We start from the raw sequence: 21,319 nt of genomic DNA, 5'->3' as shown, positions 1-21,319 counted from the left end.
TTTCTATTATCTCTATTACTTATCTCTTTTTAAACTTCTTAGGGGCGGTATTTATCCTCTTCTTATACTTCCCTCCGTGGTTGGGATTCGTAGACATTACATCCTTTTCTCCCTTAACCTCTATCCTCTTAAAGGCTTTTCCTCTGATCTCCTCAATTCTTTCAAGCTCCCTCTCATTCTTAGGTGTCACAAAGAGGTAGGTCTTTCCACTTTCACCGGCTCTTCCAGTACGCCCTATCCTGTGAGTATAGCTCTCAGTCTCCTCTGGAATATCATAGTTATATACATGGGTTACACCATCTATGTGAAGACCTCTGGAAGCCACATCTGTAGCGATAAGATACTGTATCTCTGCATTTCTGAAAGCCTTCATTATCTTCTCTCTCTTTGGCTGAGGAATATCACTGTGGATCTTCTGACAGTTATACCCTCTCTCATAGAGCCTTGCCTCCAGCTTATCCACCCTTGCCTTGGTACGACAGAAGATTATTCCCATAAATGGGTTGGTATCATTTAATACCTCACACAGGGCATCCAGCTTCCACCTGTCTGTACTCTCTACAAGGTACTCCTCTATATTATCCTCGCTGCCTTTTTCTATCTCCACAACTACTGGTTCCTTGGTGTACCTGTAGGCAAGCTTCTTTACATCTGAATTAATTGTGGCAGAAAAACAGAGAACCTGCTTCTTCTTGGAGGTATGCTTCATTATCTCCTCTACCTCATTTTTAAATCCCATAAGAAGCATCTGATCCGCCTCATCTATAACTACACTTTTCACTCTCTTAAGGTTTATAGTTCCCCTTCTCAGGTGATCTAAAAGCCTCCCGGGAGTAGCTACAACAAGCTGCACTCCCTTAAGCTTATTTAGCTGTCCCTCTATATCCCTTCCACCATAGGCAAGAAGAGTTTTTATCTCCTTGATCTCACCTAGTTTCTTGGCCTCCTCACTAACCTGGATGGCAAGTTCCCTTGTAGGAGTAAGGATAAGGGTCTGCACCTCCCCCACATTGGGGTTCAGGTTCTCAAAAATAGGCAGCATAAAGGCAAGTGTTTTACCACTTCCTGTATCTGCCCTACCTATAACATCCTTCCCATCTAGAATAGGGTCTATTACCCTACTCTGGATGGGAGTGGGACTCTTTATTCCTCTCTTTGCAAGATGGGATACTAAATTGTTACTTATCTTAAAATTCTTAAATGTTTCCAACTGATTCTCCTTTACTTCTTAAATCTATCCCGGATATTATACATCTTTTACTTAAAAATATCTAATCTTAAATTATCCTCCTCTACTTCCTCTACCTCTAGGAACTCTATCCTCTCGTCCCTGCCATTGTAGTTTAACTGGTCCTCACGGTAGATATCATATGGTTGATACATATCATTGTAGTTCAATTCAGTGTCTATATCTTCAAATAAAGCAGATTCCCTAGAAAGCCTCTCAGCGTCGTCTGTACTATAGTCTACAAGGGGAACTCTTTCCTCAAGTTCATATGGTTTAAATCCGCTTCTGAAATCAAACTCACTGTAAACATCCCTGTCTTCCATTGCCGGTCTCCTTGAAAGTCTCTCTTCATCCCCCTCGGACTCCCTTACTTGAAAGCTACAACCTATAAGAAGTGGTAGCAATAAAATAATAAATCTCCTCATAACCGACACCTCCCTGTCCCAGAAACTCCCCACAACACTTACTTTATATTACTTTCCCTTTATTAATTTTGTTTAAATTATTACTTTCTTTAAAACAATATTTTTATATTAATAAATTATAGGTCTTTTACGGACAGAGTTCTGATTTATCTCTAAATAGGAAATCCGATAATAGATAACCTCTCTTTCAAGACAGACACCTACCTCAATTAAAATCACCTCTCTATAACTCCTACCAAGATTTTTTATCTGATCTATAGATCATCTTCCACCTGGTGAAAAAGATTTTAATCTTTTTTCAGTATCTTAATTATGTGTATTTATAAGGGATCCAGTAATTCTTTACAAGAAAAATAAAAAATAATTGTTGATCTAATTACAAATTTGTGATAAATATAATACTAGATATAGTATCTAATAAAAAACAAAACACAAGATAGATATAAAAGGAGCGATTAATATGATCAAAGTATACGGAAAAGAAAACTGCCCAAGATGTGTGGAGCTAAAGCTAATGCTAGAGGAAAAGGGAATGAACTTTGAGTACCTTCAGGATATGAAGCAGCTTAGAATAGCAGCAAGCAAAGCAAGAGTAATGATGGCTCCAGTAGTTGAGTATAAGGGTGAGTTCCTGGGAATGGAAGATTTCTTAAAAGAGGTAGAGTAGTATGAGGAGTGTCATCAATAGAGAGGGCATAAGAGAAGTACTGAATATAGAGAAAATCAGAGAGAAGCTTGTGAGAGCCTGTGAGGGATTAGAGATAAATATGGTTGAGCTGGAGAGCCACGTGGACTCCATCTACCAGGAAAATATTACTACCAAGAAGATACAGGAATCCCTCATCAACCTGGCTGTTTCCATGACCTCCTTCGAGGAGAGCGACTGGAGTACTGTGGCAGGAAGACTCCTTATGATGGAGGTTGAGAGGGAGGTTTTCCACAACAGGGGAACCTCCTACAGCAACTTCTCCCAAACTATAGGTAACCTCTGCAGGGAGGGAATCTATGATGAAAGGTTAAAAATGTATTCCTCCAGGGATCTGGAGGAGCTGGGTGAGTATATTAAACCTGAGAGGGATATGCTCTTTGACTATGCTGGGGCAAATATGTTTGCCTCCAGATACCTGCTGAAGCATGAGGGGCTTCTCTGGGAGCTTCCCCAGGAAGTATTTATGGCAATCGCTATGATGCTTTCCCTGGAGGAAAGTAATCCTGTGGAGACGGCGAAGAAGTTCTACGACGCCCTCTCCCTGAGAAAGATATCCCTTGCTACTCCAATCCTTGCCAACCTAAGGGTTCCCAAGGGTAACCTGTCATCCTGCTTTATCTCAGCTGTGGACGACAATATAGAATCTATCTTCTACAATGTAGATTCAGTGGCAAAGATAAGTAAAAATGGCGGGGGCGTGGGGATAAACCTCTCCCGGATCAGAGGTAAGGGATCATGGGTAAACGGCTATCCAAATGCCAGCGGTGGTGTAGTTCCGTGGATAAAGATCTTCAACGATACTGCTGTAGCTGTGAACCAGCAGGGACGTAGAGCTGGAGCTGTTACCATGGCAATCGATTCATGGCATATAGATATTGAACAGTTTCTTGAGCTTCAGACGGAAAATGGAGATCAGAGGGGTAAAGCCTATGACATCTATCCTCAGATAGTTGTTTCCGACCTCTTTATGGAAAGGGTAGAAGCTAGAGGTTCATGGACCCTCTTCGACCCCTATGAGGTAAGGAAGAAGTATGGGGTGGAGTTGTGTGAGCTCCATGGAGATGAGTTCAGGGAGTTCTATGAAAAGCTGGAAGCAGATAGAGAGCTTACTCTGAGGAAGACCATGTATGCCCTGGAGATATTAAAGGAAATAATGAAGATTCAGATAGAGACTGGTATGCCCTACATCTTCTTCAAGGACACTGCCAACAGGATGAACCACAACCAGCACAAGGGGATGATCGGGAATGGTAACCTCTGTATGGAGAGCTTCTCCAACTTCTCTCCCACAAAAAAGTTTGTAGAGACAAGGGAGGGAGACAGGGGTAGGGTTGAAACTGAGCTTGGTGAAGTACATACCTGTAATCTTGTATCTCTAAACCTAACTGAACTGGAGGAGTGGGAACTGGAGGATACCTCCATCCTCGCTGTGAGGCTGCTGGATAACACCATCGACCTTACAGAAAGTCCAATAAGGGAGTCTGGAAGACACAACGACCTTTACAGGACTATAGGTGTGGGGGCTATGGGGCTGGCCGACTACCTTGCCCGTAACTACCTGGCATATGAGGAAGCCGATGAGGAAGTAGATGAACTCTTTGAAAGGATTGCCCTCTATACCCTCAAGGGAAGCGCCCTCCTGGCTGAAAGCAGGGGAAGGTATGTAAACTTTGAAGGTTCCAACTGGGACAGGGGTATCTTCTTCGAAAAGGACAGAAAGTGGTATGAGGAGAACTCCAAGTTGGCTCCAGAGTGGATGGAGGTATATGACCTTGTAGAAAAACACGGTATACGTAACGGGGAACTCACTGCCATAGCTCCAAATACATCTTCCTCCCTCCTTATGGGAGCTACTGCATCTGTAAATCCTGCATTCTCAAGGTTCTTCATCGAGAAGAATCAGAAGGGAGCTGTTCCAAGGGTGGTAAAACACCTGAAGGACAGGTCGTGGTTCTATACTGAGTTCAGAAAGATCGAGCCCAAGAGATATGTAGAGGTAATGAGCCGTATAGGTAAGTGGGTAAGCCAGGGAGTATCTATGGAGCTTATCTTCGACCTGAATAAGGATATCAAGGCCAAGGATATCTACGACACAATTATGACTGCATGGAAGAGAGGATGTAAATCCATCTACTATACAAGAACTATTCAGAGAAATACCAATGTAGCCAAGGAGAAAGAGGAGTGTGAAAGCTGTAGTGGATAGAAAAAAACTATTTAACCCCCTGGGTTCCGATACCCTGGAAGCCAGAAGGATTATAAAGGGAGATTCCACCAATATCTTTAACTTAAACAATGTAAAGTATCAGTGGGCCAACAGCCTCTACAGGGTAATGATGGGGAATTTCTGGATCCCTGAAAAGATAGATCTTACATCGGATAAGAATGACTATGTTAACCTTACAGATGAGGAGAGGGATGCCTATGACGGTATCCTTTCCTTCCTGATATTCTTAGACAGTATCCAGACAAACAATGTTCCCAATGTATCGGATCACATTACAGCCCCGGAAGTTAATCTGATCCTGTCTATCCAGACCTATCAGGAGGCTATCCACTCCCAGTCCTATCAGTACATTATCGAGTCTATCCTTCCCAAGGAGAAGAGAAACCTTATCTACGATAAGTGGAGGGATGACAAGGTATTATTTGAGAGAAATAAATATATAGCTGAGATCTATCAGGAGTTTATAGACAAGCCATCAGACAAGACCTTTGCAAGGGTACTAATAGCAGACTACCTTCTAGAGGCCATCTACTTCTACAACGGCTTCAACTTCTTCTATCTGCTTGCCAGCAGGAACAAGATGATGGGAACCTCTGATATTATAAGACTTATAAACAGGGATGAGCTTTCCCACGTGGTGCTCTTCCAGCACACCATGAAGGAGATCCTAAATGAGAATCCAGGTTTCTTTGATGAGGAGGAGATCTGCTCCTTGTTCAGGGAGGCTGTGGAGCAGGAGATCAACTGGACAAACCATATCATTGGTAACAGGGTTCTGGGGATAACCACGGAAACCACGGAAGCCTATACAAAGTGGCTAGCCAATGAAAGGCTGAGAAGCTTGGGGATGAAGCCTATCTACGAAGGTTTTAATAGGAACCCCTATAAGCATCTGGACAGATTTGCAGACACCGAGGGGGAGGGACATGTTAAAGCAAACTTCTTTGAGGGAAGTGTTACAAGCTACAATATGAGCTCCAGTGTAGACGGCTGGGATGAACTCTAGCCCCTGCTCTCAGATAAAAAGCAGCGTGACGCTGTATCCTGATAACCATTTGGAACTTCTATTACTTTATGTAATTTTTAAGAATTCTATGCTTTTCCTTATAAAAAACCGGGCTTGATTTAGCCCGGGCTTTTTTATTATCTCTTTACTTTTTTAATTTACTTCCTCTACAGGCCCTCTAAAATCAATTTACTGAACTATTTTAAATATATTTTCATGAGCGGAGCTCCGCTTTCTACTATTTTTCCATATTCAGCTAATAGTTCCAGCCTTGATATATTTTCATTGTTTACTATAATTGGAGTTATAGTTGATCTGGCCTTATTGTTTATATAGTTGAGGTCACAGGAAATTATCTCATCCCCTGCATTAACCTCCCTCCCCTCCTCTTTAAGAAGCCTTGTAAATCCCTTCCCTTTGAGATGTGAGGTTCCTATTCCAAAGTGTATAACCACATGAACTCCTTTTTCTGGTTCAAAGAGAAGTAGGTGGTTTGTTTTAAATATCTTAACTTTAGATGAAACAGGGGCATGGATAACCCCGTTAACAGGATTTATTGCACATCCATCACCTATAATATGACTTGTAAAAAATAGGTCGGGAATATCCTCTAGACTCTTTACCTCTCCTTTAAGTGGTGAGTAGATAATAATTTCCCCGCTTTTTTTTATTTCTTCAAAATTCAAAGTAGATTCCTCCCGGACTAGTATAGTAGAGCTTTGTTACTTCATAGATATACCCTGTGCATCAATACCTTTTAACAGTTTTCTCTTCTTTCCCTCTATATGTTTTACACTGCCATATCCTGCATAAAGCTTTTAATCCTCTCAGCCTCCTCTATTCCCTGTTTCCACCCTAAATCGTAGTATTTATCCAGCTCTTCTACATCCTGCTCTATCATAGACATCTCTTTATGTTTTGGTCTTATAATATAGGCTTTCCCTGTCATTTCTAATACTTCTAGGAGCTGAAGGGATTCATTATAGTGTAGATACCTGTTTTTTAAAGATTCTGTTAACTTAGGGTATTCCTTATACCAAACAGAAGATACCTTTGAATACCATCCCTGCTTCTCTTCAAATCCCTTTGGATGAGTAAGGATTACTATCAGCTTTTGGTTGCCGTCTAAGATAGCTTTTCTGATGGGAATAGAGTCTGCTATGCCCCCATCTAAATATTTTTTATTCTTGTATTCTACAATATCTGTCATAAAAGGAAGGGAACAAGATGATCTTATTATATTATCAACATCTTTCAAGGTATATTTACTTTTTTCAAAATAAGCTGGTCCACCTGTATTACAATCTGTACTGACACTTACAAAGGACTGACTGCTTTTAAAAAACTTTTTATAATCAAATGGATATTTTTCACTGTTTACATGATCAAAAATAAATTTTGAGTCCATTATACTTTTTCCTCTAAATATTCTTTTGTAGTCAATGAATCTTGGGTCATTGGCATAACTTCTATATACTTTATAATTTCTCTGTTTTTGTTTTGCAACATAGGCAGCTCCGTTGTATGCTCCAATAGAGACGCCAATAACATAGGGAACCTCTATACTATATTCTAAAAATGCATCTAAAACACCTGCTGTATATACTCCCCTTGTCCCTCCTCCTTCCAGGACCAGACCATATCTTTCCATATCTTTAACCATCTCCTTTAATAGCTTTAAATCAATAAATTTCTCTGTTAATATTTTAAAGTTTTTTTTGAAATAAAAAAAATATTAATATTTTATCCTTTAAATAAGCTTTTCCCTATAGGTCGATAAGTCCTTTTTCATAGTTTTAAACTGAACTATAAAAGCAACGTGAGGTTGCATCTGTGCAGGTAACAGAAATTCTTCTTTCTTCATGGATTGTTTTATACTTTCTATACTTTCCTTAATAAATAAAAAGAGCTGAGACTTTCATTTCAGCTCTTTTTAATCAATATATTACTCTCCAAAGCCGGCATAGAAGCTCTGCATCCTTCCATCCTCCTATTCCCTTTCAAATAACTTTGCCTTTCACATCTTCTGGATTTTTTCAGATGACCTTATTTCTCGTAGAGGTATTTTCTATCAGATTTTTCAGGGTTTAATATTCAAGGTATCTAATAAAAGCTTCCATATTATCAACTGTAATTTTACTTTTAGTTTTTTGAAGAATTCCCTTACAGGATAGCCTTCTTAAGATCCTCTGAAATGTTCTTCGGTTTATATTTAAGGTCTCTGAGAGTTCCTTAACATTACTGTAATTTATATTAAAATTCCTCCTCTCAAGATACTTTAAAAAGTACAGTTCGTCTCTATATCCTATACGCAGAGCATTTTTTTCTTCTCTGCTCTTTGTAGAAAGGGACATAATGTGTATAATCCTCTTTAGCATATCTTTTGAGGTCATCTCTCCCTCTATTATCTTCTCTAGTGGAATTTCTAAAATAACAGCCTCTGAATAGGAGTCTACATCACAATGGCCTTCAGATTTTAACACTGCATCCTCAATTCCAAACCACTCCCCCTCCTCCAGTTCCCAAAAAAATTCTCTGCCATCTTCAAAGAAGGACACCATCTTAACCCTTCCCTTTAAAACATACCAGGCTCTTCCCTCTATACATTTGTAGAGTTTTTTTCTCTCACCTGCATCTCCTTTTATTATGTGGATGTCTTTCATCAGCGGGGTTTTTATAAGCTCCTCCAACCCCAGGTCTTTTAATACCTCTTCCTTTATAAACACTGTCTGCCTCCTGTTACCGGTTAAACTTCCTTACAATTAATCTTCTTTCAAAAACGCTGCCCTCTTTAGCCTCTACCACCTACAATATATAAGATCCTCCTCTGGAATCCATAAACCTTTCAGCTAAAGAACCCTTTACTGCCTCTTAAAGTACTTTCATCGTCCTTTTCCTAAGCCACTTGAGCTCTCTTTTCAGCTGATCTTCAGAATACTCTTTTAAGTTTTCATAATAGCTGATAAACCACTCTTCGTTTTCCCTATTAAACTCTATCCCGGTCATTTTGCACGATAGGCTTAAAAACTCTTTAAATGGCACAAACCTTTTTTGATAGCTGCTGTTTTTTATAAATTTTTTAATAGTTTTCTCAGAACTCACTATATCCTCAGAGGTCTCATTTATAAAGTTCACAATAATACCATAAAGGTCTTCAACCTGATTTAGATCTTCTTTCAGCTTTTCAAATATAGTTTTATTGCAGCCTATATCTGCTAATACCGACTTTAATGCTTCAGAGGTTCTCTGAGTTTCTTTAAGCATAATTATTTCACTATTCAGACAAACACTGTTCTCCATTACTCCCAAATCCTCTAATTTTAATGATTCTACCTTTTCCTGAGAGTCCTTTAGATATTTATTTTTTAAAATCAGCACCTCATCTGAATACTTTGAATTTTTACTCACCTTTTTATCACTAACTTTAAGTACTCCATCTTTAAAAAGCCACTGATAAACTTCAAGGGAGACTCTGAACATATGATTTTTAGAAATTACATTTATAACCTCTCTGCACATAGACTCCCTTACATTTTGAATAAAATATTCAACACCAGTAGGGGTTACCCTGTCTACCCATCCCTTTATTTCTTCAGAGGAACAGGCTACTTTAAGGTGATCTATTACCTTTAGTTTAAAAGTTCCCAGTATCACTTCAAAAACCTCTGTTAACTTGTTTTCCTCTGCTTCTTTTTGATCTACCCTCAGTTTTTTTCTTGCTCCCTTAAGCTTTTTTCCTCTTTTATTTCTGCAGGCAGTATTTTTTACAAAGGTCATTTCATTTAGATATTTCACTGTATTGATATAAATTGTCTTTTCTGCAATGCTGAATGTATCAAGTTCTAAACTAGTCATTATTCTCTCCTTCTAAAATTATTTCCTTATTAACCTTTAGCAGATTCAGGCTATCCCATGGTTCTTCCAATAGTTTAATTCTTGAAGTTTCCCGTAGATATCTACACTTATTACTGCTATATCTTTCAGAAAATTAAAGTTATGAGTAGTGAAATTCAGGATAGCTTTAACTCCCTTTAAAGTTATCGTGTTTAAGAATTCCTCTATATCAGCCGGTATACTTGTTAATAAAATAATATCTACCTTCTCACTTAACTTTATAAAGGAATCTAGTTCATTCATATTCTTAACAACTACTCCGTTTATCTTTTTACCAATTTTTTTAGGAGAACTATCAAAGACACCTATGACATTAAACTTTTTTTTAGCTAGATGGTACTCTGAAAGGAAAGCTGATCCCAAGCTCCCTGCTCCTAAAAGAACAACATTATTTGTCTTATGTACACCTAATATCATCTTTATTTTTTCACAAAGATACTGAGTATGATACCCTTTTCCTGTTACCCCCAGTTTCTCAACGTCCCTTGAAATAAAGTATGAGAAATCTTTTCTGATTTGCGGAGAACTTATTTTTAATTCCTTCCCTATCTTTTCAGCTGAAATATAATTTTCTTCGGGACATTCCTCTAAATACCTTAAATACTCAGTTAACCTCTCTATTACTTTGGGGGAGAAGTTCTTTTGAAACTCTTTTTTCACTTTAACCTCCTAAATAAATTGAAAGTCTAAAGTAATAAAGGTATAATTATCTCCTTTCATTACTAATTAGATACAATCAAATTTTCATTAAAGTCCTGTCAATATCGTTTTAAAGTTAAATGAATAACTCATGAATCTGTTTTGATTTTTTTAGATTTCCAGTCACTTGAGATCGCACGGTAATAAACTTATTTTAGGCTAGCTCTCACTTACTAGTTCAGGTTGTGTTCGACCTACCTTAGTAAGAACTTTTCAAAATAAACACCTCACTATAAAATTTTATAGTAATTTCATTTTGACAATGAATTATTGGCACATCTTCACTAAATTTGCTGTTCTGCATTTCATCTTCAAATATCAAAATAAAAAATTTAAATTAAAAATCAGAGTAAAGTATCAGGAGGATTATATAGGCTGTTAACCTCCTGATATTTCATGTAAAAAATACTACCATATTCCTCAAATATTAAAAAATACGCATTTTTGATGATTATCATAGCTTTTTACTTATATGAAACAATTCTAATATTAAAAACAGCTGTTCTGTCACCGGCATTTATATAGATCTTTCTGTACCTGAAGGGCTTTTCAAAAGATAAATATGAGTAAACTATAATCTTAAAAATATGGTATAATAACTGGAAAAGCTTTTACAGATGAGGTGTTTAGATGAAGATAGCAGTTAATAATTTAATGGTTTCTGTAGCCAGGGACCAGGATAAAGAGCTCCGTAGGGAGCTGGTTAAGAGAGGAATTAAGGAAGATAATATAGAGAGGATAGAGTACTCTAAGAGATCTATAGACAGCAGAAAGAAGCAGGATATCAAGTTTGTCTATAATCTCGAGGTTACCCTTAAGAGGAGGAGGACCTTTACTGAGAAATCCCAGATAAGGGAGGTAGTGATAAAGCCTGAACCTCTGAGAAGGGCTCTAGACGATAAAAAAGAGGTGGCGGTAATAGGAGCAGGTCCTGCAGGACTATTTGCTGCCCTGAGACTCTGTGAGTATGGATACAGGCCTATTATCCTTGAGCGGGGAGAGATGGTAGAGGACAGGGACAGAGCTGTGGACGCCTTCTATAAGACCGATAGGTTGGATGAGGAATCAAATATCCAGTTTGGAGAGGGGGGAGCCGGGACTTACTCCGACGGTAAGCTGAATACAAGGATCAAGAGCGGTTATATCAACAAGGTATTCCTTGAGCTTGTGGAAAACGGAGCCCAGGAGGAGATCCTCTGGGACTATAAACCCCACGTGGGAACAGATGTCCTGAAGAGGGTAGTGGCAAACCTAAGAAATAAGATCATCTCCATGGGAGGAAGATTCCTCTTCAATACCAAGATGACCGACATAAAGATTAGAGATAACAAGGTAAGGGGAATACACATAGCAGACAGAGCTGGGATAGAGGAGTTTCTGGAGGTAGAGGATGTCCTTCTCTGTACAGGACACTCAGCAAGGGATACCTACAGGATGCTCCACAGAAGGGGAGTCTTTATGGAGAATAAACCCTTTGCTGTGGGAGCAAGAATAGAGCATCCAAGGGTAGATATCGACAAGATGCAGTATGGTAAGTTTGCAGGACATCCAAACCTTGGGGCTGCCACCTACAACCTCACATACAACAACAGAAAAGAGGAGAGGGGTATCTTCTCATTCTGTATGTGTCCTGGAGGGGAGATAGTAAATGCAGCATCCTCTGTGGGAACTACCCTGGTTAATGGTATGAGCTACTCCACAAGAGACGGTGAGTTCTCAAACTCAGCCCTGGCTGTGGGAATTAAAGCCAATGAATTCGGTGAGGAGCTCTTTTCCGGAATGAAGTTTCAGGAGGAGGTAGAGAAGAAGGCCTATGAGATGATGGGTAACTACGGAGGTCTCTACCAGGGAGTTATGGATTTCATGGCGGGAAAGAAAACCACCAGGAAGATAAGGTCCAGCTACCAGATGAGACTGGAGTCACACGACCTAAATGAACTTCTCCCATCTGTAGTAACTGAGAATATGAAGATGGCACTGAACTACTGGAGCAGAAACAAATACTTTGTTTCTCCCAAGGCAAACCTTATAGGGCCTGAGACTAGGACCTCTGCGCCGGTTAGAGTTACAAGAAACGACAGGTGTGAATCCATCAATATAAAGGGGCTTTATCCTGTTGGAGAGGGAGCCGGATATGCCGGAGGAATTGTCAGCGCTGCTGTAGACGGTCTTAAGGCTGTGGACCTTGCCTTTACAGAGTTAGTTGATTAAACCTGCTTTAACTTATGCAAACGATAAAATTGACAATAATTTCAAAAAATAAAAGGTAACGTGACGTTGCATCCTAATAGTCAGTTGGGAGATTAGTTACTTTACGTTAAGCTTTTATAAACCTTATACTTTTCTTAACAATAAAAAAACTGCAGAGAATCTCTGCAGTTTTCTTTTTATTTAAACTTATAGATAAATGATCCACCAGTATAGTATCCCCAATCCTTATCAACAATTGGTGATCTCTCAATCTTGCTGTCGTAGAAGTTCATTCCATTTATCCATGTAAATGTAAGGCTCTCATCGTAGATATAGCTCAGGTTACCCTTCAGATGGTAGACCATCGATCCTGCCCCTCTGTACTCACCATTTATGCTACCTATCTTATCAGCCTCGCTTCCCTTTACTCCGTAGAAGTAGTCAACAAAGGAGCTGTCCATATAGGTCATCCCCACTGCCGGAGTAAATATTACCTTGTCTGGTATCAGGTGGAAGTTTGCCTTTCCCTCTACCCCAAGGGTCTTACCGTCGGACTCTCCAGACACATCCTGGGTGAAGAATGAGACAAACTCAAGGTTGTCGTAGGTATATGTACTCTTTAGTCCTACATGGAAGTCGTAGTCCCTGTCATCCATTGCTCTGTACTCTCTCTTGAGATCATCTGAGTCATACCCCAGGTGAAACTTACCTATAAGGCTCAGAGTCATTCCATCCTCTGAAAACAGCTGGTATCCCAGCTCCGTCTCAGCACCATTTATATAAAAATCATTGTATCTAAAGTTTACAGGTATTAAAGGAAGTACCTCGTGCTTGTCCTTTGTCTTATATATGGATCTGGTAGTTACTACTCCAAGACCTGCTGACAGACTGTAGTCATTATAACCCTCCTGGGCCATAGTAGTCGTTGCTGCTAGAAGTCCCATTCCCAGTATTAGCTTTTTCATTGTTGTCCCTCCTAAAGTTCAGTAATTCATAATATGGATTATATAAAATTTTCCCCCTTCAATTCAACTTAATCTTTAAATAAATTTTATTTAAGTAATTCATCATAAAACTATCATCCTTCCGTAGATTTAGCCTGCTCCACAGCCACAAGGTGATAAAAAAACTATCTTTATTTTGGCTAATATGATATAATAAAGCACCCTGTTTGGAGCCAACTGGCTCTGGACAAAAACCAGAGGGAGGAGGTAAAACTATGAGAAATTATGAAATGATGTTTATCATCAACCCAACTGTTATGGCTGATGGTAGAGATGCATTAGTTGCTAAGGTAGAGGAGACTCTTACTAAAGCTGGAGCTACTGAGCTTAAGACTGAGAAGTGGGGAGAGAGAAAGCTTGCTTACCCAATCGAGAAGAAGACTTCAGGATTCTACGTTCTGACTTCATTCACTATCGACGGAACTAACCTTACTGAGGTTGAGAGAAAGCTTAACATCACTGAAGGTCTTATGAGATACATCGTAGTAAAGCAGAAGTAAGTAGATATAACTAAAAAAGTAAGGTAGCAGGTAAATAAAGAAAAAGTTCTAATTTATTTCTATCATACTAAAATTAAAAAGTAAGGGTAGGTGAATACAATGAATCTAGTCGTACTTACTGGTAGGCTTACGAGAGATCCAGAATTAAAGTATGGGCAGTCTGGTAATGCTTACTGCAGATTTTCTCTAGCTGTTGACAGACCCTTCAAAAGAGGGGAAGCTGATTTTATCAACTGTGTAGCTTTTGGTAAAACTGCTGAACTGATTGGAGAGTACCTGAGAAAAGGAAGAAAAGCCGGAGTACAGGGTAGTCTTCAGATGAACAGATATGAGGTAAACGGTGAAAAGAGAACCAGCTATGATGTGCTGGTTAATCAGATAGAGTTCCTAGAGGGAAGAAATTCCGAGGAACCTAGCTTTGATAACAGTGGATACTCTGCTCCATCAAAGCCTAGCAAGCCTTCGAGCCCGGCGCCAAGTGCTCCAGCTCCAGCTGCTGACAGCTTCGATGATGACGACGAGTTCCCATTCTAATTACGGGAGGTGTAACCAATGGCAGATTTCAGAAGACCTAGAAGAAGAAGAAAACCTAGACTTAGAGTTAAGGAAGCTGACATCGACTACAAGAACGTTGATATCCTAGCTAACTTCCTAAACGACAGAGGAAGAATCAAGCCTGCAAGAGCTAACGGTGCTAATGCAAAGCTTCAGAGAAAGATTGCTACTGCAATCAAGAGAGCTAGAAACATAGCTTTACTTCCATACACAACAACTGTATCTAAGTAATCTATTAAGACCAGCATATGCTGGTCTTTTTTTATTATTAAAGAAAGTATAGAATTTATAAAAGACTACATAAAGTAACTTAAGCTGCTACCTTTAGGCGAAATTCAAAACATTTGCCACTAATAACACAAATTAGAATGTAAAACAAGTGGGAAGAATTTTTACAAATGAGGTCTTTTTAATTTTGCTCAATTGGTTAAAGTACTTTTATTTAGTAAATTCATGTAAATTTGTGGCTTAAAAAATTGATTTCAAGGTTTTTTAATGGTTATTTCTTAAGTAGCAACTTAGATTAAAATAATGAGTATACCAACTGATTATAAGGATTTAGCGTCACATTACTTTTTTTATCTTTCTCTTTGACCCTTTCTCCAAAAATTAAATTAAACTTAAAGTATTGATTATTTTTAATATTGTGGTAAAATTAGTAGGATTGTGAAAAGGATAATATTTTAAACCCTCATATATGCTCATAATATGGTTGAGCGTCTCTACGAGTCCCCGTAAAGGACTTACTATGAGCGGGGAATAGTCAGGTTTATAGACCTTCTTTCCTTGCTTTTTTAAGTGTGGGAGGGATAGGTCTATTTTTTTATAAAAATTTTTAGGAGGTTTTAGGAAATGAAAAACAGATCACCGTATCATCTGGACGGGGTGCCCCACCTGGGAGAAGCTGTCCCCCTGGGGCTGCAGCACATCCTTGCTATGTTTGTAAGTAATATTACTCCCATAGTTATCGTGGCAGGGGTACTGGGTATTTCCAGTGAAGATCAAAGATATCTGGTACAGCTTACTATGTTTATATCGGGGTTAAATACCCTTATGCAGGTATACTCCCTTGGAACAGTGGGTGCAAAACTCCCTATAGTGGTTGGGACAAACTTTGCCTTTGTGCCTGTAGCTATTACAGTGGGACTCAAGTATGGATATGAAGGGGTTATGGGAGCCTGCCTTCTGGGAGGATTCTTTGAAGCCTTCCTCGGACTCTACATCAAGAAGCTGAGAAAGTTCTTCCCTCCGGTTGTTACAGGAGTGGTGGTTCTCTCCATCGGTCTCTCCCTTCTTCCAGTGGGAATACAGAATATGGCGGGGGGACTGGGGTCTGCCGACTATGGAAGCCTATCAAACTTTATGGTGGGAGCTACTGTTATCGGGGTAGTGGTTCTCTTCAAGCACTACGGAAGGGGAATATGGAGTACATCTGCTGTTATAATAGGAATTGCAGTGGGGTTTATCCTTTCTATAGTTCTGGGGAAGGTAGACTTTACTCCCATGGCTCAGGTGGGATACTTTACCCTTCCTAAACCTCTGACCTATGGATTTGCCTTTAAGATCGATGCCATCCTGGCCATGGCTCTCATGTATATAGTTTCCGCTGTGGAAACCATGGGAGATATGTCCAGCATCGCTATGGGAGGAGCCAAGAGGGAGGTTACAGACAGGGAGCTTTCCGGGGGTATTATAGCAGACGGACTGGGATGTGTCCTGGCTTCCCTCTTCAGCATCCTTCCTACCACATCATTTAGCCAGAACAGCGGTATCATTGCCATGACCGGGGTAATGAGCAGGTTCGTTGTGGGAGTAGGGGCAACTATCCTTATTATCTGCGGGTTTATCCCTAAGATAGGGGCACTCTTCAGTGTTATACCGGCCTCTGTTGTGGGAGGAAGCCTGGTTATGATCTTTGCAATGATCGTGATCAGCGGAATAAACCTAATCACAAAGGAGCCTCTGGCTGGGAAGAACAGTATTATCGTTTCAGTATCCCTGGGGCTTGGGTTTGGCCTGGGGAATGTTCCTGAAGCCCTGGCACACTTCCCTGAGACTATCCAGCTTATCTTTGGAGGGTCTGGAATAGTTGTTTCCGGTGGAATAGCTGTCCTTCTAAACCAGTTTCTTTCAGTTTCCAAGGAGAAGGAAGCTGTCTTACAGGAAGCTCAATAGAAGGTAGCGTGACGCTTCATCCTTTTTAACCTTATGTAATGGGTTTTTATTAATGAAGCCAGCCTATAATTCTACATTTTAAAAATGAAGATCTTGAGAAGAGGTATACCTCTTCTCTTTTTTTATTATTAGGTAAATATAGAATTTATTAAAACTTTTCGTAGTGTAATTAGTTTTCCAACTAAATTATAAGGATGCAACGTCATCTTGCTTTTTATCCTTAAATCTTCCTTAGAACGGGAGTGTGTGTCACATACCGGACACATTTTCCCTTTAAAATGTGATATAGTGGATAGATAAGCATGAAAAGGAGTGGAGGCACCTATGAAGAAGTTAGTTTTATCTTTCCTTGTCTCCTGCTCTATGAATATTTTTGCAGTGACCCTGGATGAGCTCATCTTTGAGCTGGAATCGGGGGGATACTCAAGGGAGTTTAAAGAGCTGGAGATAAAGGATCTGGAGATTGAGGAGAGGAAGATCAACCTCATAGACAGGGATGGTATAGAGGTAAGGGGTGAGAGCAGCTATTTTGATGACAGTAGGGAAAGGGAGTTTGACTCCAGCCTCACTACAAAATACGATATCTTTAAGTATCAGGGAAGCTACAACCACGAGGACGGGAGAACCGAGAGGGAACTTGTGGGGGTAGAGAAGAACCTCAAGGATATATTTTACAGCGAGAGAAGCTACCGTAGCAGTATTTTTCAGTATGAGAGGGAGTATCGTCTTAACCTGGAGAGGGAGAGACTGGAGGAGGACATAGTGGGGGTAATAGGCCTCTACAGAACCTATATGGATACCCTTCTTGAACTAAAGCTAAAAAATGAGCTCCTCCCGGGGCTGGAGTCCGAGTATGAAGCCATAAAAAAGCACTTTGAAGTGGGAACGGGAACTGAGGTGGACTACAGGTATTCCCAGGTAAGGGTTATCAACGCCAGAAATGAGATCAGGCAGCTGGAGGAGGACCTGGTAAAGATAAGGGAAGATTTCCATGAAAACTTCCGGATAAACCTGGGAGACAGGGAGATCCAGAGGATGGAGGCCTCTCTTTCACCTGCCTATATAGATAGTATTGGGGAGAGAGATCTGGAAAATATAGTTCTTCAGAGAGAGCAGGCCAAGGAAAACTACACCTACTCCAGATATGAAAATAAGTGGCCCGATATCAATGCAGGGAGTTACTGGGACACTGTGAGCGATGGATGGCTTGTATCCCTGGAGCTGAATAAGACCCTCTTTGAGTATGACGATACCTCGGAGCTTTTCCTTGTGGAGAAGGAAAGACTGGGTGTGGAGTATGACAGGAAAGCTGGAGAGGTTGCAGGAATCAGGAGGGACTATGAGAACAGGTACAACTCCCTTGTGAGGGAGAGGGACAACCTCACAAGACAGCAGGAGGTAGATGAGATGAAGTACAATATCTACAAGCTCATGTATGAACAGGGAACAAAGTCCTATATCGACTATGTGGAGAAGTATGATGACTATGTGGATACCTCCATTGCCCTGGAAAAGAAGTCAAATGAGCTGGATGCTCTCATCTATGAGATAAAGTACAAAAATTAAAGGCGGTGAATGATTTGAAGAGATATATAGCTGGGGGAGCACTGGTGCTTCTCCTTGCAGGTGGGTGGATGATCAACAGGAGGATTGTAAGAGCCAAGGGGGAGGAGAGATCCTACAGGGTATACACTACCCAGAGGGAGAGGTTTGAAAAGATCATAGAGGTAGACGGAGTGGTAGAGGCAAGGGATACCAAGCTGGTATATGCCGACAGAGCCCTAAAGGTAGATGATGTCATCTACAAGGAGGGGGACTATGTGAGGGAGGGAGAGGTGATAATGACCTTCGATCCCGAGGACAAGAACAAGCTCACAAGGGAGCTCCGGAAGGAGGAGATAAAGCTAAGGAGGCTTGAGAGGGACCTGGTAAACGCCAGGGAGCTCCACGGTGCCGGGGGAATGTCCAGGGTGGATATGGAAAATATTCAGTTTGATATAGAGACAAGCCACATCAATATAGAGGACTATGAGGAGGAGCTGGCTAAGATGCTGGATAATATAAGGAGCCCCTTTGACGGAACTATAATCTCCATGATCGCCGAGGAGAACTACAGGGTTAATACCGAGGTAGAACTCTTTGAGATGGCAAACCTCTCGGATATCCTCATTGTGGCAGAGGTCCCTGAATACAGCATAGAGGGAGTAGAGGAGGGTCAGAGAGCTATTGTAAGGCTGGACGCCTACTCCCAGGAGTTTTCAGGGGAGGTCACCAAGATATCCACCCTCTCCACAGCCACTACCTCTAAGAATGACTCCTCCTCAGCCAATACAACTGAGGCCTATGTAGAGGTGGAGATAGGGGTGAAGAACCTCCCAGAGGGAGTAAGACCAGGATTCAATTCCAAGGTAGGTATAGTTATCTCCTCCACTGAGGATACAGTGGCTGTACCTAGGACTGCTCTATTGGAGGAGAATGACAGGGAATACATAGTTGTAGTTAATAACGATGGCAGTGCCACAAAGCTCCCAGTAAAGACTGGAGCCAGCAGCGGAAGACTCATTGAGGTAGTGGGACTGGAGGTTGATAAAAGAGTGGTTGTAGACCCAGACAAGGGTATCTCAGAGGGGAGCGTCATCAGGATTAATACCGACAACAGAAGGGAACCCCAGAGTGGTGGAGGTAGGAGATCATGAGGTACAGTGAGAGAAAAAGGATAATTCACCTGAAAGATATCGAGAAGATATACGACAGCGGAGGGGATATCGTCTTCAAGGCACTGGATGGAATAAACCTTGAAATAAGGGAGGGTGAGTTTGTTGCCATAATGGGTCCCAGTGGAAGCGGGAAGTCCACCATGATGAATATCCTGGGGTGTCTCGATTCCCTCACCAGGGGAGAGTACCACCTTTCAGGGACAAATATCAAGGAGCTCACCGATGACCAACTGGCTGAGATCAGAAACAGGAAGATAGGCTTTGTATTTCAGTCCTTTAACCTCCTTCCCAAGCTCAAGGCCTGGGAGAATGTGGCTCTTCCCCTTACCTATGCAGGGGTACATGCCAAAGAAAGAAAGAAGAGAGCTATGGAAGCCCTGGAAAGTGTGGGAATAGGAAACAGAGCTGATCACCACCCCAATGAAATAAGCGGGGGGCAAAGGCAGAGGGTGGCTATAGCAAGGGCTCTTGCCGGACAACCTGATATTATCATGGCTGATGAACCTACAGGGAACCTGGACTCCAAGTCTGAGGAGGAGGTTCTTGAGATCTTTAAAAAACTCAATGGTGAGGGGTCTACAATAATTATGGTAACCCATGAAGAGAGTGTGGGGCAGCACTGTAAGAGGATAATCCGTTTTAAGGACGGAAAACTTGTGAAGGACGAGGTAGTGGACCATGAATTTTATAGAGATATTTAAAGGCGCAATTCAGTGCCTTCGTGGCAACAAGATGCGGTCCTTCCTTACCATGCTGGGGATAATAATAGGTATCTCCTCTGTTATAGCCATGTCTGGAATCGGTAAGGGAGGAGAAAGGAAGATCACAGGAAGTCTTGCCAAGAGTGGATTTGGAGTATATGAGATAACAGTGGACAATGAGGCGGACAACTATCGTTCTGTCCATGAGCTGGAGGAAGGAGACGTAAAACTCCTGAAGGAGAGCGGTATAGAAATAGATGCAGTGGCTCCAAGGGTATTTGAGAGGGTTAACTTTAAAGGAGAAAGCAAGAGGGACCTTAGAGGGGCTATCTACGGCACCGACACCGACTTTGAGGTAATTGAGGAGATAAACTATATCGCCGGAAGACCTATATTAAGGAGTGAAGCTGAAAATAAGGTTCCTGTGATCGTTATCGATCATGTTACAGCTGGAAGGCTCTTCCCAAGACTCTCCTCTCCCATAGGGGAAAGCATAAGGGTAGAGTTTCGTAGATTAAAAATTATCAGAGAGTTTATTCTGGTGGGGATCTTTGAGCATCCTGAAGCAGGACTTTCTGAGGCGGGGCTTGCCAGGTGGCTACCTGCCTATGGTAGGCTCTCTGTACCCCTTTTGAGTAGGGTTACAGGAGAGGATGAATACAGCGGGATCCTTATAAAACCAGAGGATCCACTGGAGGCACAGAAGGTATTGGGAGAAGCTATTACCCTCTTAGAGGGAAAAAACTCCCAAGGAATATATGAGTATGAGGAGAGGGTAGTAAGGGGAAGCTCCTTCAGGGAGGTTCTTTCCACCCTGAGTCTTTTTGTTACCTTTGTGGCTTCCATCTCACTCTTTGTAGGGGGGATAGGAGTTATGAATATTATGCTTGTGAGTGTTACTGAGAGGATAAGGGAGATTGGTATCAGAAAGGCCATAGGGGCTAAGAATATCCATATCCTCATGCAGTTTCTTACAGAGGCTATCGTCCTCTCCCTCACCGGGGGAGTTCTAGGAGTGGCTCTGGGATACTTTATGGCTGAGGTAATAGGGGCATTCATCGATATTGACCCCATTATATCACTGGATATAGTGGTTATATCCCTGGTTATCTCCACGGGAATTGGTCTCATCTTCGGGGTGTATCCTGCAAGGAAGGCGTCCCTTATGAACCCCATCGATGCCCTGAGAAATGAGTAAAGTTGGGATATAAAAATGTAATAATATAATAAAGGGAGACAGCTTTAGGGCTGGCTTCTCTTTTTTACAGGAACTCTACCAATGAATCTTG

General features: G+C 41.0%; 20 protein-coding genes and 1 riboswitch. Of the genes, 12 read left to right on the top strand and 8 right to left on the bottom strand.

The window, feature by feature from the left end:
• Positions 1–19 precede the first annotated feature (19 nt).
• Together QMG11_RS00980 and QMG11_RS00975 are read right to left on the bottom strand one after the other, a co-directional pair.
• Complete coding sequence (locus QMG11_RS00980) at positions 20–1,210, bottom strand: DEAD/DEAH box helicase (RefSeq protein ID WP_281832553.1); 1,191 nt, start codon at positions 1,208–1,210, stop codon at positions 20–22.
• A gap of 47 nt (positions 1,211–1,257) precedes the next feature.
• A complete protein-coding gene (locus QMG11_RS00975) occupies positions 1,258–1,653 on the bottom strand; it encodes a hypothetical protein (RefSeq protein ID WP_281832552.1) in 396 nt (131 codons plus the stop codon).
• A gap of 460 nt (positions 1,654–2,113) precedes the next feature.
• On the opposite strand from QMG11_RS00975, the gene QMG11_RS00970 reads away from it, so the two are divergent.
• From QMG11_RS00970 to QMG11_RS00960, 3 genes are read left to right on the top strand one after another with little or no spacing between them, the layout of a single operon-like run.
• Positions 2,114–2,320 (top strand): glutaredoxin family protein, encoded by a 207-nt coding sequence (locus QMG11_RS00970; protein ID WP_281832550.1) that lies wholly within the window; start codon positions 2,114–2,116, stop codon positions 2,318–2,320.
• Between the two features lies 1 nt (position 2,321).
• Positions 2,322–4,568, top strand: coding sequence for a ribonucleoside-diphosphate reductase subunit alpha (locus tag QMG11_RS00965; RefSeq protein ID WP_281832547.1), 2,247 nt, complete (start codon positions 2,322–2,324; stop codon positions 4,566–4,568).
• Complete coding sequence (locus QMG11_RS00960; RefSeq protein ID WP_281832968.1) at positions 4,561–5,595, top strand: ribonucleotide-diphosphate reductase subunit beta; 1,035 nt, start codon at positions 4,561–4,563, stop codon at positions 5,593–5,595. Before QMG11_RS00965 ends, QMG11_RS00960 begins: the two co-directional genes overlap by 8 nt.
• A 197-nt stretch (positions 5,596–5,792) precedes the next feature.
• Here the strand turns inward: QMG11_RS00960 and QMG11_RS00955 are convergent, their stop codons facing one another.
• The 5 genes from QMG11_RS00955 to QMG11_RS00935 form a co-directional block, all read right to left on the bottom strand.
• Positions 5,793–6,281, bottom strand: coding sequence for a PTS sugar transporter subunit IIA (locus QMG11_RS00955; protein ID WP_281832544.1), 489 nt, complete (start codon positions 6,279–6,281; stop codon positions 5,793–5,795).
• Positions 6,282–6,385: 104 nt separating this feature from the next.
• Entirely contained in the window at positions 6,386–7,246 is an 861-nt protein-coding gene (locus QMG11_RS00950) for a patatin-like phospholipase family protein (protein WP_281832541.1), read from the bottom strand.
• Between the two features lie 436 nt (positions 7,247–7,682).
• The gene (locus QMG11_RS00945; protein ID WP_281832539.1) at positions 7,683–8,321 is read right to left on the bottom strand and encodes a Crp/Fnr family transcriptional regulator; all 639 of its coding nucleotides are present in this window, start codon (positions 8,319–8,321) and stop codon (positions 7,683–7,685) included.
• Between the two features lie 145 nt (positions 8,322–8,466).
• The gene (locus tag QMG11_RS00940; RefSeq protein WP_281832537.1) at positions 8,467–9,450 is read right to left on the bottom strand and encodes a hypothetical protein; all 984 of its coding nucleotides are present in this window, start codon (positions 9,448–9,450) and stop codon (positions 8,467–8,469) included.
• A gap of 45 nt (positions 9,451–9,495) precedes the next feature.
• A complete protein-coding gene (locus tag QMG11_RS00935; protein ID WP_281832534.1) occupies positions 9,496–10,149 on the bottom strand; it encodes a redox-sensing transcriptional repressor Rex in 654 nt (217 codons plus the stop codon).
• A gap of 669 nt (positions 10,150–10,818) precedes the next feature.
• Here QMG11_RS00935 and QMG11_RS00930 point away from each other — a divergent pair.
• Positions 10,819–12,399, top strand: a complete 1,581-nt coding sequence (locus QMG11_RS00930) for an NAD(P)/FAD-dependent oxidoreductase (protein ID WP_281832531.1) — start codon at positions 10,819–10,821, stop codon at positions 12,397–12,399.
• Between the two features lie 176 nt (positions 12,400–12,575).
• Here the strand turns inward: QMG11_RS00930 and QMG11_RS00925 are convergent, their stop codons facing one another.
• A complete protein-coding gene (locus QMG11_RS00925) occupies positions 12,576–13,343 on the bottom strand; it encodes a MipA/OmpV family protein (protein WP_281832527.1) in 768 nt (255 codons plus the stop codon).
• 254 nt (positions 13,344–13,597) lie between these two features.
• Between QMG11_RS00925 and rpsF the strand changes: the two genes are divergently transcribed.
• From rpsF to QMG11_RS00885, 8 genes are all read left to right on the top strand, one after another.
• Entirely contained in the window at positions 13,598–13,882 is a 285-nt protein-coding gene (gene rpsF, locus QMG11_RS00920; protein WP_281832524.1) for a 30S ribosomal protein S6, read from the top strand.
• A gap of 99 nt (positions 13,883–13,981) precedes the next feature.
• On the top strand, positions 13,982–14,416 hold the full coding sequence (locus QMG11_RS00915) for a single-stranded DNA-binding protein (protein WP_281832521.1): 435 nt from the start codon (positions 13,982–13,984) through the stop codon (positions 14,414–14,416).
• Between the two features lie 18 nt (positions 14,417–14,434).
• Positions 14,435–14,668: a 30S ribosomal protein S18 gene (gene rpsR / locus QMG11_RS00910; RefSeq protein WP_281832518.1), complete on the top strand. Its 234-nt coding sequence runs from the start codon at positions 14,435–14,437 to the stop codon at positions 14,666–14,668.
• 440 nt (positions 14,669–15,108) lie between these two features.
• Positions 15,109–15,206: riboswitch (purine riboswitch) on the top strand.
• An 83-nt stretch (positions 15,207–15,289) separates the two neighbouring features.
• Positions 15,290–16,612, top strand: coding sequence for a uracil-xanthine permease family protein (locus QMG11_RS00905; protein WP_281832516.1), 1,323 nt, complete (start codon positions 15,290–15,292; stop codon positions 16,610–16,612).
• Positions 16,613–16,936: 324 nt separating this feature from the next.
• On the top strand, positions 16,937–18,178 hold the full coding sequence (locus tag QMG11_RS00900) for a TolC family protein (protein WP_281832514.1): 1,242 nt from the start codon (positions 16,937–16,939) through the stop codon (positions 18,176–18,178).
• A 14-nt stretch (positions 18,179–18,192) separates the two neighbouring features.
• A complete protein-coding gene (locus QMG11_RS00895; RefSeq protein ID WP_281832511.1) occupies positions 18,193–19,308 on the top strand; it encodes an efflux RND transporter periplasmic adaptor subunit in 1,116 nt (371 codons plus the stop codon).
• 20 nt (positions 19,309–19,328) lie between these two features.
• A complete protein-coding gene (locus QMG11_RS00890) occupies positions 19,329–20,030 on the top strand; it encodes an ABC transporter ATP-binding protein (protein ID WP_281832965.1) in 702 nt (233 codons plus the stop codon).
• A complete protein-coding gene (locus QMG11_RS00885; RefSeq protein WP_281832508.1) occupies positions 20,008–21,228 on the top strand; it encodes an ABC transporter permease in 1,221 nt (406 codons plus the stop codon). Before QMG11_RS00890 ends, QMG11_RS00885 begins: the two co-directional genes overlap by 23 nt.
• Positions 21,229–21,319: the final 91 nt, after the last annotated feature.

This window comes from Propionigenium maris DSM 9537 (assembly GCF_027925155.1).
Classification (GTDB): domain Bacteria; phylum Fusobacteriota; class Fusobacteriia; order Fusobacteriales; family Fusobacteriaceae; genus Propionigenium; species Propionigenium maris.
This window is presented reverse-complemented; position numbering and strand designations above follow the sequence as displayed.